The 12,252-nt window shown below is 57.2% G+C and carries 12 protein-coding genes and 1 pseudogene; 2 read left to right on the top strand and 11 right to left on the bottom strand.

Annotated elements, in window-relative coordinates:
• Positions 1 to 62 precede the first annotated feature (62 nt).
• The 4 genes and pseudogenes from tssK to M8318_RS06250 all read right to left on the bottom strand — a co-directional run.
• A pseudogene (gene tssK / locus M8318_RS06265) lies at positions 63 to 545 on the bottom strand (type VI secretion system baseplate subunit TssK); the annotation flags it as partial.
• Positions 546 to 558: 13 nt separating this feature from the next.
• On the bottom strand, positions 559 to 2,094 hold the full coding sequence (gene tssC / locus M8318_RS06260) for a type VI secretion system contractile sheath large subunit (RefSeq protein ID WP_262661463.1): 1,536 nt from the start codon (positions 2,092 to 2,094) through the stop codon (positions 559 to 561).
• A gap of 42 nt (positions 2,095 to 2,136) precedes the next feature.
• Positions 2,137 to 2,628 carry a type VI secretion system contractile sheath small subunit gene (tssB, locus tag M8318_RS06255; protein WP_106993109.1) on the bottom strand — a complete coding sequence of 164 codons (492 nt, stop codon included), beginning with the start codon at positions 2,626 to 2,628 and terminating at the stop codon, positions 2,137 to 2,139.
• Between the two features lie 419 nt (positions 2,629 to 3,047).
• The gene (locus tag M8318_RS06250; RefSeq protein WP_262661461.1) at positions 3,048 to 4,664 is read right to left on the bottom strand and encodes a peptide ABC transporter substrate-binding protein; all 1,617 of its coding nucleotides are present in this window, start codon (positions 4,662 to 4,664) and stop codon (positions 3,048 to 3,050) included.
• Positions 4,665 to 4,849: 185 nt separating this feature from the next.
• Between M8318_RS06250 and mpaA the strand changes: the two genes are divergently transcribed.
• Positions 4,850 to 5,563, top strand: a complete 714-nt coding sequence (gene mpaA / locus M8318_RS06245; protein WP_262661459.1) for a murein tripeptide amidase MpaA — start codon at positions 4,850 to 4,852, stop codon at positions 5,561 to 5,563.
• Here the strand turns inward: mpaA and ycjG are convergent.
• A complete protein-coding gene (ycjG, locus tag M8318_RS06240; protein ID WP_262661457.1) occupies positions 5,554 to 6,519 on the bottom strand; it encodes an L-Ala-D/L-Glu epimerase in 966 nt (321 codons plus the stop codon). The two genes, mpaA and ycjG, sit on opposite strands and share 10 nt — an antisense overlap.
• A 105-nt stretch (positions 6,520 to 6,624) precedes the next feature.
• On the opposite strand from ycjG, the gene tpx reads away from it, so the two are divergent.
• Positions 6,625 to 7,131: a thiol peroxidase gene (gene tpx, locus M8318_RS06235; RefSeq protein WP_032611112.1), complete on the top strand. Its 507-nt coding sequence runs from the start codon at positions 6,625 to 6,627 to the stop codon at positions 7,129 to 7,131.
• Between the two features lie 39 nt (positions 7,132 to 7,170).
• On the opposite strand, the gene tyrR is transcribed toward tpx, so the two are convergent.
• From tyrR to pspB, 6 genes are all read right to left on the bottom strand, one after another.
• Complete coding sequence (tyrR, locus tag M8318_RS06230; protein ID WP_262661455.1) at positions 7,171 to 8,712, bottom strand: transcriptional regulator TyrR; 1,542 nt, start codon at positions 8,710 to 8,712, stop codon at positions 7,171 to 7,173.
• Positions 8,713 to 8,839: 127 nt separating this feature from the next.
• Positions 8,840 to 9,889, bottom strand: a complete 1,050-nt coding sequence (locus tag M8318_RS06225) for a TIGR01620 family protein (protein WP_262661453.1) — start codon at positions 9,887 to 9,889, stop codon at positions 8,840 to 8,842.
• Positions 9,886 to 11,283 (bottom strand): YcjX family GTP-binding protein, encoded by a 1,398-nt coding sequence (locus tag M8318_RS06220; protein WP_166182656.1) that lies wholly within the window; start codon positions 11,281 to 11,283, stop codon positions 9,886 to 9,888. Before M8318_RS06220 ends, M8318_RS06225 begins: the two co-directional genes overlap by 4 nt.
• Positions 11,284 to 11,394: 111 nt before the next feature.
• Complete coding sequence (gene pspD / locus M8318_RS06215; RefSeq protein WP_262661451.1) at positions 11,395 to 11,613, bottom strand: phage shock protein PspD; 219 nt, start codon at positions 11,611 to 11,613, stop codon at positions 11,395 to 11,397.
• Positions 11,614 to 11,627: 14 nt separating this feature from the next.
• Positions 11,628 to 11,987: an envelope stress response membrane protein PspC gene (pspC, locus tag M8318_RS06210; protein ID WP_262661449.1), complete on the bottom strand. Its 360-nt coding sequence runs from the start codon at positions 11,985 to 11,987 to the stop codon at positions 11,628 to 11,630.
• Positions 11,987 to 12,211 carry an envelope stress response membrane protein PspB gene (pspB, locus tag M8318_RS06205; RefSeq protein WP_106993128.1) on the bottom strand — a complete coding sequence of 75 codons (225 nt, stop codon included), beginning with the start codon at positions 12,209 to 12,211 and terminating at the stop codon, positions 11,987 to 11,989. The genes pspC and pspB overlap by 1 nt, the downstream gene beginning before the upstream one ends.
• Positions 12,212 to 12,252 lie beyond the last annotated feature (41 nt).

Raw genomic sequence — 12,252 nt, 5'->3', positions numbered from 1 at the left:
GGACAGATATTCCGGAAGCGGTTCAGGCTCAGGAACATACGTACTTTTAACGCACTCGGTTATGCCGTGTTTTCCTGACTGGACAGACGCAGGGTCAGCGCATGACGCAAAATTGCGAGTTCCCCGCTTTCATGGCCGGCCAGTTCCTGCACCACTACGCGTTCGGCTTTCCAGCGACGCGGGCGCTCACTGTCCTGACCGTTATCGAGGTTGCCGCCACTGGCACTCAGCAGCGGCAGCGCGATAACCACGTCAACAGCCTCACTGCCAGCTGCAACAGACACATCACAGACCGGAGGAAGCGTGTCTGCCAGGTCAGTATCAACAAGGATACCATCCTGAAAGCGCACCACCAGACGGGTGGCGTTCAGGCGCGAGAGCGCCAGTGCTGCATCATCAAATTCTGCCGCCACCACGCCCCAGGGATGAGAAATCCCCATCCGGGCGACCATGTCGGCAACGTGTTCATCCCAGCGGGCCTGCTGCTGAAACTGTTGGGGAGCCAGAAAAGCCCCGTCGCTCCATAACGGACGATAAATTTTCATCCCTGCTACCGCCTTACGCTTTCGCTTTCGGCATCTGGCTCACCAGCGACAGATTCACATCCATCCCTTCCACCTGGAAGTGCGGTACTGCATACAGCCGCACGCGGAAGAAGCCCGGGTTGTCCTCAATATCTTCCACAATCACCTTCGCGTCGCGCAGCGGATGGGAAGCCTGCAGTTCGTCGCCCGGATCGGTCATTTCGGTCACCAGACCGCGTACCCAGGTGTTGAGCTCCAGCTCCAGCAGGCGACGGTCCTTGGTGGTACCGATGTTTTCGCGCTGAATAAGCTTCAGGTAGTGAGCAATACGGGACAGCAGGAAGATATAAGGCAGGCGCGCGTTGATGCGGCTGTTAGCCGTGGCATCTGCCGTGTCGTACAGCGCCGGTTTTTGTGTGGAGTTGGCCGAGAAGAAGCAGGCATAGTCGCGGTTCTTGTAGTACGACAGTGGGATGAAACCGAGATTGGCAAACTCGAACTCGCGGGTTTCCGGGATCATTACTTCGGACGGGATCTTCACCTGGTTGCCGGTACCCAGATCGTACAGATGGATCGGCAGATCTTTCACTGCACCACCGGCCTGCGGGCCACGGATCTGCACGCACCAGCCATTATTAATGAAGCTCTTCACCATGTTGGAGGCAAAGGCAAACGACGCGCTGGTCCAGAGGTATTTCTCGTGGTCCGGCCCTTTGACCTGCTCAACGTAGTTGAAGCTGCGTACCGGGACGGTATCCGGGCCATACGGCAGGCGTCCGAGTACGCGGGGCATCACCAGACCGATATAGCGGGAGTCGTCGGTGTCGCGGAAGGATTTCCATTTGATGTATTCGGCGCGATCGAAGTAGTTGCCGATATCTTTAATGGCCGCCACCTCTTCCATCGACTCTTTCAGGAAGAATTTTGGCCCGACAGATCCGATAAACGGCATATGCGCCGCGGCGGAGACTTTGGAGATATTGCGCAGCAGCGCCATATCCTGCGGGCTGGCGTCAAATTCGTAAGAGGAAATCACCGAGCCAATCGGCTCGCCGCCCGGGGTGTCGTATTCAGCGGTATAAGTGTGCCAGTAAAGACCGCTCTGGATAAGCTCCGGCGCATCTTCAAAATCCTGACGCAGGTCGTCTTTGGAGACGTCGAGAATTTCTGTTTTCACGTTCTGGCGATAGTCGGTGTTGTCCACCAGCTGTTTCAGACCACGCCACAGGGACTCTACCTTCTGAAATTCTTCATGGTGCATCACCGCATCCAACTGGCGGCTGATTTGAAAATCCAGCTCGGCGATATGGTGGTCGATTAGCGTTTTGTCGAGCTTTTCCACCTGCTGGCCAGATTTACGGATACAGTCCATAAACACCTGCATGGCGGCAGTCAGGCGCTCGCCCGCAGGCGCATCTGCCAGCGCAGCATCATCCAGAAACGCATTAATATCCCCGAGGCTTGACGCCGGAGTGAGATTGATTTTTTCAAACAGGGAGGCGTAAACGCCCTCTTTTTCCAGTACGGTGGTTTGCCCCTGAGCAGAGCCAGTTTCAGTATTCACAGACATCAGCATATTCCCGGTTAATCCATTAAAAGAGATGCCCGCATTTTATTTCGGGGCAAGCGCACTCATTTCGTCACGTAATTCCTGAGACAGCGCCGGATCTTTAAGAATTTTCTCGAGCTCTTTTCTGAAAGTAGCGTTATCAAGGAGATTGGATTTCAGATCGCGTAATAAATTACGCATCGCCAGCATGGCGCGAAGTTGAGGAATTTGACGGGCAACCTGTTCTGGCTCGAAATCTTTCATGCTGGAAAACTGCAGTCGGATATTTTCTTCTGAACCCTCACCCGCCAGCGTGTTCTGCACATCCAGGTTAATTTCCGGGTTAAATTCCGAAAGTACGCTGTCAAAATTATTTTTATTGACGTTAATTTTCTCACGTTCGGATAACGGTCGGTTTTCTTTGCCATTACTGAAGTCACCAACTGTGAGGAGCTTAAGCGGCAGTTCAACTTTCTTCTGTGCGCCGCCAGTATGTAGGGCCAGTTTTAAATTAATGCGTGCCTTGGGCACTTCATTCTGAAATGTATCAGCCATAGCAGTCCCTTTTCCTTAAGGAATGGATATTAAGTAAAACTACATTTGTTCGCCGGGGTCGATATTAGACCAATTAATTAGAATGAATCAACTAACTCGTGGTCCAAAACTAGACTTCCCTCTAACAGATATCGTTAATTCCCCACAATAAGCAACATCAAATAGCAATTATATATTCAGGGTTTTAATCATTCGCGCCGGAATGAAAAATAGACGTCTCCCGCAAAAAGCAGGGTATTATTTTCATACTCAATATTTCTTCTTGGTTGAATTAATGAGATTTATAGATGCCGCAGCGAATTTAATAAGGAAAAATAAGAATCAGAGTGAGCGCAGTTATTATTGGCTGTTAAATGAAAACTGGCGCTGATAATCGCGCCAGTTCCGGTTACCACAGAGGCTCTCTTACTCAGGCCCCATCAATGCTTCTCGATATACATCGTACGGCTGTACGCCACGTCTTCCGGGTTGTTGATCGGATACCCTTTCACCCAGGGTTTGATCAAGCGCCCGTTGGTATACTGATAAATCGGCGCAATTGGCGCTTTTTCGGCAAGGATTTTCTCCGCCGTATTGTAATCCGCGTTACGCGCCTTCGCCGTGCTCTCCAGCGACGCCTGGTTGATTACCTTATCATACGCCGGATCGTTGAAGCGGGAGATATTGCCGGTATGCGTGGAGGTCAGCAGCGAGAGGAAGGTCGACGGCTCGTTATAATCCCCCACCCATGAGGCGCGGATCACATCGAAATTACCGGTGTTACGGCTGTCGATATAGGTTTTCCACTCCTGATTTTGCAGCTTCACATCGACACCGAGATTCTTTTTCCACATCGATGCCACCGCGATGGCGATTTTCTGGTGGTTTTCCGAGGTGTTGTACAGCAGCGTCAGCTTAAGCGGTTTCTGTGCATTGTAGCCCGCCGCCTGCAGCAGCGTTTTAGCCTGCGCATTCATCTCTTCCTGACTCATCTGCTCGAAGGGGGATGGCTCAGGGGTAAAGCCTGCGGTGACGTCAGGCGTGAAGTGCCATGCCGGTTTCTCACCGGTGCCCAGCACTTTCTCAGCCATAATCCGCCGGTCGATGGTCATGCTCAGCGCCAGACGCACCCGCGCATCCGCCGTCGGGCCTTTCTGGGTGTTAAAGGCGTAATAATAGGTGCCCAGCTGCGGCGGGGTATAGACCTGACCCGGAATGTCCTTCAGCAGCTTCTGGTAGAGGTTTTTCGGGAATGACTCGGTAATGTCGATATCGTCTGCCAGGTAGCGCTTGGTGGCAGACGACTCCTGGTTAATCGGGATAAAGGTTACTTTTTGCAGCACCGTTTTGTCGTTATCCCAGTAATGAGTGTTGCGCTCAACAACCAGCTTCTCATTGACCACCCGGTCTTTCAGGATGTAGGCCCCATTACCCACCAGCGCGCCAGGGCGGGTCCACTCTGCGCTGCTCTCGACGTTGGCTTTTTGTACCGGGTAGAAAGCGAAGCTCGCCGCCAGGTTGGCAAACCACGGCAACGGTTTATCCAGCTGAACGCGCAGGGTTCTGTTATCCACCGCGGTCACGCCCAGCTTATCCGGCGTGGCCTTGCCGTCGATGATAGCCTGCGCGTTGCTGATCCCCGCCAGCGCCGCAAACCAGGCAAACGGCGACGTGGTTTTCGGATCGACCAGGCGCTGCCAGCTGTAGACAAAATCCTGCGCGGTGACAGGTGTGCCATCAGACCACCGGGCGTTCTCGCGCAGGGTAAAGGTCCAGGCGCGGTTATCATTACTCTGCCAGCGGGTGGCAACACCCGGAACCAGTTCGCCCTTTTCATTCTGATTGACAAGGCCTTCGAACAGATCGCGGATCACCTGAATTTCGGGGAGCCCCACCGCTTTGGCGGGATCCAGTGAAGCCGGTTCATCTTTAATATGACGCACCAGCTCCTGCTTCGGCGCCAGCGTCGTCCCGGAGGGCACATCCGCAGCAAAGGAATAAGAAGAGAGGCCACACAACCACAGGGCAGAACAAATCAACGAAACCGGATGCTTCATGAGATCCCCTTTGAAATGATGGGTAACGAGCAGAGGCGTAATTATTTGTTTCAGAACAGGGAAATGCAAACAACTTCCGTCGGAAAGTTGATATTGGCCGGTTTTGCCCCGGCGCTGAAACTATTTGATTAACCGTGTGTTTTGCACAACACTGCCAGTAGTATAACTCTGATTCAGGAACGTCTATGTCCCTTACTCGCCCAAGAACGGAACGTGGCGCTTTTCCGCCTGGAACTGAACATTATGGCCGTTCGTTCCTCGGCGCACCCTTGATCTGGTTTCCTGCGCCGCAGGCCGATCGCCACAGCGGCCTGATCATTGCCGGGACCCACGGGGATGAAAACTCATCGATTGTCACCCTCTCCTGCGCCCTGCGCACCCTGGCCCCGGAGCTGCGTCGCCACCATGTCGTTTTAACCGTCAATCCGGACGGCTGTCAGCTCGGGCTGCGCGCCAACGCCCGCGGCGTGGATTTAAATCGTAACTTCCCGGCGGCCAACTGGCGTGAAGGCGAGACGGTTTACCGCTGGAACAGTGCCGCCCAGGACCGGGATGTGGTATTGCTGACCGGTGACAAACCGGGCTCGGAGCCGGAAACGGAAGCGCTGTGTCACCTGATCCACAAGCTGCATCCGGCCTGGGTGGTGTCGTTTCACGATCCGCTGGCCTGCATTGAGGATCCGGCCCATACCGCGCTGGGACGCTGGCTGGCAGATGCCTTTTCGCTGCCGCTGGTCACCAGCGTCGGGTATGAAACCCCTGGATCCTTCGGCAGCTGGTGCGCCGATTTAAGCCTGCACTGCATCACCGCCGAGTTCCCGCCGATCTCGTCCGACGAGGCCAGCGAGAAGTACCTGAGAGCGATGACCGATCTGCTGCGCTGGGAACCTCAGAGATGAACCACGCCGGTGGTGTAATGCAGCGCCGGTGAGACGTCAACCGCCAGCCAGGTCGGGCCATCCAGATCGGCAAACTGTACCACGCCCGCCAGGGGTAATGCCGCATTAATGGCGCGTGAGGTGCAGAGCATACAGCCCAGCATCAGCGCAAAACCGTTCTCTCGCGCCCCGGCAGCCAGCGCCAGCGCTTCGGTGATCCCGCCTGTTTTATCCAGCTTGATATTCACCATCTCGTAGCGCCCTTTCAGGGCGGGCAGGCTCGCGCGCGTATGGCAGCTTTCGTCGGCACAGATGGGCAGCGGGTGGATGAAATTCGCCAGCGCGGCATCGTCGCCCGCAGGCAGGGGTTGCTCGAGCATGGCAACATCCAGATCCGCCAGCAGCTGGCAGCGCGCGGCCAGCCCTTCGCTGTGCCAGGATTCGTTGGCATCCACGATCAGCGTGGCTTCAGGAACTGCACTGCGAATGGCAACCATCCGCTCGCTGATCAGATGATCGTCCATCTTCACTTTCAGCAGGCGCGCTCCGGCGGCATACAGGGCTTTGGCGCTGGCGGCCATCTGGGCGGGCTCGCCGATCACCACCGTCTGGGCGGTCACCACCGTTTGCGGCAGCGTCACTCCGGCCAGAGCGGCCAGCGGGATCCCCTGCTGGCGGGCGGCTAAATCCCACAGGGCGCAGTCAACGGCGTTGCGCGCCGCACCGGGCGGCAGCAGCGTCTGGAGTGCTTCCCGGCTGAGCCCTTGCTCCAGCGCCGGTCCCAGGGTCATGATCTGCGCCATCACCGAGGCGACGCTTTCCCCATATCGCGGGTAAGGGGTGCATTCCCCCACCCCTTTGACACCCTCTTCCTCTATTTCGACCACCACCACGCAGGCCTCGCTCCGGGTTCCCCGGGAGATCACAAACGGCGTATGCAATGGCCAGGCTTCTTCATAAACCTTCAGGGTTCTCATCACTCACTCCTGTATAGCGGCTTCGCGTAAATAGGGTTTGCTGTGTTATTGGCTGATGACATACACTACCGGCGACGTTAACTATATGTAAACAGGAAGATAACTATGTCACAACTCGTTCATTTCCAGGGCAACCCGGTTTCTGTTGCAGGATCCATTCCTCAGACTGGCAGCAAAGCGCAGGCGTTTACGCTCGTGGCAAAAGATCTGTCTGACGTCGTGCTGAGCCAGTTTGCCGGCAAACGTAAAGTGCTGAACATTTTCCCAAGCATCGATACCGGCGTGTGTGCCGCATCTGTGCGTAAATTCAACCAGCTGGCGACTGAAATGGACAACACCGTTGTGCTGTGCATCTCCGCTGACCTGCCGTTCGCCCAGTCCCGTTTCTGCGGTGCTGAAGGCCTGAGCAACGTCATCACCCTCTCCACCCTGCGTAACCCGGAATTCCTGGAGCAGTACGGTGTGGGCATCGCTGAAGGCGCCCTGAAAGGCCTGGCCGCCCGTGCGGTTGTGGTGATCGACGAAAACGACACCGTCGTGTTCAGCCACCTGGTGAATGAAATCACCACCGAGCCGGATTACGCTGCTGCGCTTGAAGCGCTGAAAGCGTAAGAGCAAAAAGAAAGCCTCCCTGCGGAGGCTTTTTTGTTTTTACTCGTCGCCCTTCTTCTGGCTCAGCCCGTACTCACGCAGTTTATTCGCAATCGCGGTATGCGAAACACCCAGCCGTTTCGCCAGCTTGCGGGTGCTGGGATAGTTGCGGTACAGCTGCGTTAATACCGAGCGTTCAAAGCGGCTGGTAATGTCATCCAGCGATCCTTCCATCGCCTCCTCGCCCACCGCCACCGTACCGGCGTCATAATCCGGCAGCAAAATATCCTGCGGCCGCAGCTCATAGCCTTCAAGCTGGGTCAACGCCCGGTAGATCGCGTTCTTCAGCTGACGGATATTTCCCGGCCAACCGTAGCGGGTCAGTACCGTATTCAGATCGACCGAAAACTTCGGTCGCGGAATGCCCTGCTCATCGGCGAAGCGCGCCACAAACAGCTCGGTCAGCGGCATGATGTCCTGCGGACAATCGCGCAGCGGCGGGATATTCAGCGTCAGCACGTTGAGACGATAATAGAGATCTTCCCGGAAGACGCCCTTCTGTACCAGCTCCACCAGGTTCTTCTGGGTGGCGCAGATCACGCGCACATCCACATGCACCTCATGATCTTCCCCCACCCGGCGGAAGGTGCCGTCGTTGAGGAAACGCAGCAGTTTGGCCTGCATGCGTGGTGACATTTCGCCGATCTCATCCAGCAGCACCGAGCCGCCGTTGGCCTGCTCAAAGAAGCCTTTTTTGCCTTCCGGGGCGTGGCCGAACAGCTCGCTTTCGACGGCATCTTCGGGGATAGAGGCGCAGTTTAGCGCCAGATAAGGTTTAGCCGCACGCGGGCCCGCCTGATGTACCGCATGGGCCAGCAGATCCTTGCCGGTGCCGGTATCGCCGGTAATCAGCAGAGGCGCCGCCAGATTCGCCAGCTTGCGCGCCTGCTCTACCACGTGGCGCATTTTCGGGCTGACAGCGATGATCTGGCTGAAGGCGCCGACATCCTGGCTGGACAGGTTTTGCAGCTGGCGTCCCATACGCACCGTGGAGCGGAGCATGATCACCGACCCGGTCAGGGTGCGGTCGTCGTTGTCGCCCTGCAGGTAGACCGGAGTAAGTTCCATCAGGAAGTTCTGCCCGTTGATGATCACATGCTCGCTATGGGTCGAGCGCGGGTTGCTCTCCAGCCAGCGCTGGAAGTTGAAGCCGGGGATCAGTTGGGCGGCGTTCTGGCTGCTTAGCTTATCCTGCTCCTGGGCAAACAGCTGGCAGCTCGCCAGGTTAGCCCGGTCAATTTTGCCCTTCAGATCCAGAGACAAGAACGGCTCAGGCATCGCTTCCAGCAGCGCGCTCAGGGCCAGATGCTCGCGCTCGGAGGGCATCCATGGCACGGTGCGCACATCCGTAACGCCAGCGATACGGCGGATTTCAGCCATCAAGCTGCTGAATGTATCGAATGCAATTTCGGCAAAGTTCAGGTAAATCTTCCCGATAGGGTCGATCTCAATTCCACGCAGGTCAATGCTACGCAAAACAAGGAGATCGAGTAACTCGCGAGTCAGGCCGAGACGGTCCTTACAAAACACTTCCAGACGCATGGGAAAATCACTCTATAAACAGTAACTCTGAAATGATAAGCCAGATATCGGCAATCGGGAAGAAGGCTGTCAACAAATATTGACAGCCTGTGAAGCGAGAGGCGGAATTATGTGCGAGGCGGATGGGCTACTGCGGTTTTTTGTTGAGCGTTTCTTTCAGCTGGCCGATTAATTCCCGGCGGAAATCGCCCAGGCGTGGTTTATCGTCCGCTGTCCACGGCAGAGGACGGCACAACTCCATCGCTTTGATCCCCAGCCGCGCGGTCAGCAATCCGGCGCCAATCCCCTGGGCCGCGCGGGCCGAGAGTCGTGCGGCCAGATCCTGTGACATCCAGTCCATTCCCACTTCGCGCACCACCTCGCTGGCCCCGGCAAAGGCCATGTTCAGCAACACCAGACGGAACAGACGCAGGCGGCTGTAATAGCCCAGTTCAATGCCGTACAGGGCGGCGATGCGGTTGATCAGGCGCAGGTTACGCCAGGCGATAAAGGCCATATCCACCAGTGCCAGTGGGCTGACGGCGATCATCAGGGTCGACTCTGCCGCCGAGCGGCTGATCTCCCGACGCGCCTGGCCATCGAGCACCGGCTGAACCAGATGGGCATACAGCGAGACCACTTCCCGATCGTTCTGGGTTTCGTGGATCGTGGCATACCAGCGCTGTAGCGCCGGGTGAGACTGATCCAGCCCGGCCTGTTTCGCCAGTTTTTCGCAAAACGCCCGTCCGTTACCGGTGCCGTGGCTATTGAGCAGATCCCGGGCTTCGTCACGCTCGTGCGCGCGCTGGCGCAGTCGCCATAAGCGTCGCCATTCGGTGGCAATGGAGCCCACGCCTGCGCCGACGATCAGCGCCCCGGCCGCACATCCACCCAGCGCCACCCAGTCCTGGGTTTGCCAGGCGTTCATCGCCCACTGTACGCCTTGTCCCACCACCGTGACGCCAGCCAGCAGCAGCCCGGCGCTGACCATTTTGCGCCACAGGCTGCGTTTTGGGTGCAGGGCTGCCTCAACCACGGCTTCGGCCTGTCCCTCTTCAGCGGGAAGCATGTCGGTCACCACCGGGGCAAACTGCTCAGCCTGCGCCGCATCGAAAGTTTGTGACGCCTTGAAGGCCTCTTGCTGTTCCTGCTCCAGCGTCCCGCTGAAATCCATCCGCGGTTTTAAGGGTTCGGTCATCGCAATTTATCTCCAATTAAAAACTCCAGCGCGGCATCGAGACGAATGTGCGGCAGCGGCTGGTCAACGTTCATTGTCTGCGGGCGGAAGGCTTCAAACTGGAAGCCCTGCTTTTGCCAGAACGCCTGGCCGGGCAGCCGGGCGGGCACCTCGCCGGGGTAGACCGTCAGCGGGGCGCCATCGCTCAGGCGGTGTCCGCGCAGCGCCGGGATTTTATCGCCATTGACGTCAATCAATCCGCTCTGGGTGGCCTGCACCGAGGCCAGGCCCAGACAGTCCATGCTGATGCCCTCGAACGCCGCGTTCTGCCAGGCATCCTGCACCAGTTGTTGCAGGAGCGACACCATATTGGCGTGCTGATCCACCGTGACGTGATCCGCCTTGGTGGCGGCGAACAGCAGTTTGTCGATCACCGGGGAGAACAGGCGACGGAACAGCGTACGCTGCCCGTAGTGGAAGCTCTGCATCAGTTGGGTGAGCGCCAGACGCATGTCGTTGAATGCCTGCGGGCCGCTGTTGAGCGGCTGCAGGCAATCCACCAGCACGATCTGGCGGTCGAAGCGTAAGAAGTGGTTGGTGTAGAACCCCTTCACCACCTTTTCGCAGTAGTAGTTGAAACGCTCCCGCAGCATCCCGGCGTTGGTCTGTTTATCCGCCTGGGCCAGCTTAGATTCGCCAACGGCGTCCACGTCCGGCCAGGGGAAGAATTGCAGCGCCGGAGCACCGGCCATATCGCCCGGGAGTACAAAGCGGCCCGGCTGGATAAAGTGCAGCCCCTCTTTTTTGCACTGATGCAGGTAATCGGTCCAGGCTTCCGAGATAGCCGCCAGCCGGTTTTCGTCGGCTGGTGCCAGCGGATCCAGCCCTTCACACAGCGTACGCCAGCGGGCTGACCACTCCGCGCGTTGCCCCTGCAGTAAACCGGTCATCTGTCGCGACCAGCTCAGGTAATCCTGGGTCAGCATCGGCAGATCGAGCAGCCATTCACCCGGATAATCGACGATCTCCAGATAGAGGGTGGAGGTCTCTTTAAAGTGACGTAACAGCGAATCGTTGGAGCGAAAGCGCAGTGCCAGGCGGATCTCGCTCACCCCACGGGTCGGCGTTGGCCAGGTGGGCGGAGAGCCATAGAGCTGGGCCAGCCCCTCATCGTAGGTAAAACGGGGAATGCCAAAATCGCGCTGCGGCACGCGCTTTACGCCCAACAGGCGCTCTTCGCGCACGGCGCTGAGCAGAGGTAAACGCGCCCCGGCATGCAGGTTAAGGAGTTGATTGACCATCGCCGTAATAAACGCGGTTTTGCCGCTGCGGCTCAGTCCGGTGACCGCCAGGCGCAAATGACGGTCAACCCCACGATTGACCAGAGAATTGAGTTCATTTTTAAGTCGCTTCATCGCCATCCTGTTATGCCTGAAGGAATTATTGTTCTAAGAAATATGACATGGGGGCAGAAAGAAGGGAATAAAAGCGCCGAAACGGCACGTCCAGCGCTGTGCCGTTTCGATCTATTTCAGTTTACCGGATAGCCGGTTGGCGAGCTTTTTCAGCATCGGCTCCAGCGCCACCGCAAGCAGCATCCGGACGGGTTTACGGGCGACAGATTTAATTGCCCACCCCGCCACGCCTGCAGGGCCGTAACGCAGTGCGGTAAGTAAAACCAGCTTCCCTGCGAATTTCAGGCCCGGCTTAACGCGATGTCCAGCCTGTTGCCAGCGTTGATTCATATGAGATCTCTCCGTTAAAGCTGACGAAAACGGCTTCGCAGCGAGAAGGTATCAGAGGTGACATACCGCTCCATCTCGCGCAGGCGTTGTTCACCTGCCGACAGTTGGGCATCCACCGTATCCAGCAGTTCACAACTGGTGGGGGCATTTTCATCGCCCATCGCGCTGTCCGGCATCGGATCCAGCACAAAGGATAAAATGATATAGGCCACCAGAGTAATAAACGCCAGGCCAAAGAAAATGGAGAGCACCGTCACCACGCGCACCAGCTTTACCGGCACGTCGAGGTAGTGCGCCAGCCCGGCGCAGACGCCGCGCACCATCCCCTGCTGGGGGATACGCCACAATTTTTTATTCAGGTTCAGTCCGGCCATTAGCGATCCCTCCAGTTCGGATGTTCCGCATCCAGGATTGCTTCCAGCGCCTGAATACGTTCACGCATTTTATTCGCGTCCTGGGTTAACTGCGCCAGACGCTGTTGTTCGCTTTGCGACAGCTCGCTGCGGGAAGAACGGTTGCTGTAATGCAGCCACAACCAGATCGGCAACACAAACAGCACGAAAATGGTCAGCGGAATGGCAAGAAAAAGCGCGCTCATGTCTACTCCTTGTCTTACGATGAGTGGCGGCGCCAGCCGGC

Origin of the sequence: Leclercia tamurae (assembly GCF_025566055.1) — a bacterium.
Taxonomy (GTDB): Bacteria; Pseudomonadota; Gammaproteobacteria; order Enterobacterales; family Enterobacteriaceae; genus Enterobacter; species Enterobacter tamurae.
Note: the sequence above shows the minus strand (reverse complement) of the source record. Positions and strands in the feature narration are given on the sequence as shown.

Bases quoted from the DNA above. Each gene is read 5' to 3' on its own strand.
- tpx (WP_032611112.1), top strand. From the start codon at position 6,625: ATGTCACAACTCGTTCATTTCCAGGGCAACCCGGTTTCTGTTGCAGGA.
- M8318_RS06250 (WP_262661461.1), bottom strand. From the start codon at position 4,664: ATGAAGCATCCGGTTTCGTTGATTTGTTCTGCCCTGTGGTTGTGTGGC.
- tssB (WP_106993109.1), bottom strand. From the start codon at position 2,628: ATGGCTGATACATTTCAGAATGAAGTGCCCAAGGCACGCATTAATTTA.
- tssC (WP_262661463.1), bottom strand. From the start codon at position 2,094: ATGTCTGTGAATACTGAAACTGGCTCTGCTCAGGGGCAAACCACCGTA.
- ycjG (WP_262661457.1), bottom strand. From the start codon at position 6,519: ATGAGAACCCTGAAGGTTTATGAAGAAGCCTGGCCATTGCATACGCCG.
- pspD (WP_262661451.1), bottom strand. From the start codon at position 11,613: ATGAATCAACGCTGGCAACAGGCTGGACATCGCGTTAAGCCGGGCCTG.
- mpaA (WP_262661459.1), top strand. From the start codon at position 4,850: ATGTCCCTTACTCGCCCAAGAACGGAACGTGGCGCTTTTCCGCCTGGA.
- pspC (WP_262661449.1), bottom strand. From the start codon at position 11,987: ATGGCCGGACTGAACCTGAATAAAAAATTGTGGCGTATCCCCCAGCAG.
- pspB (WP_106993128.1), bottom strand. From the start codon at position 12,211: ATGAGCGCGCTTTTTCTTGCCATTCCGCTGACCATTTTCGTGCTGTTT.
- M8318_RS06225 (WP_262661453.1), bottom strand. From the start codon at position 9,889: ATGACCGAACCCTTAAAACCGCGGATGGATTTCAGCGGGACGCTGGAG.
- tyrR (WP_262661455.1), bottom strand. From the start codon at position 8,712: ATGCGTCTGGAAGTGTTTTGTAAGGACCGTCTCGGCCTGACTCGCGAG.
- M8318_RS06220 (WP_166182656.1), bottom strand. From the start codon at position 11,283: ATGAAGCGACTTAAAAATGAACTCAATTCTCTGGTCAATCGTGGGGTT.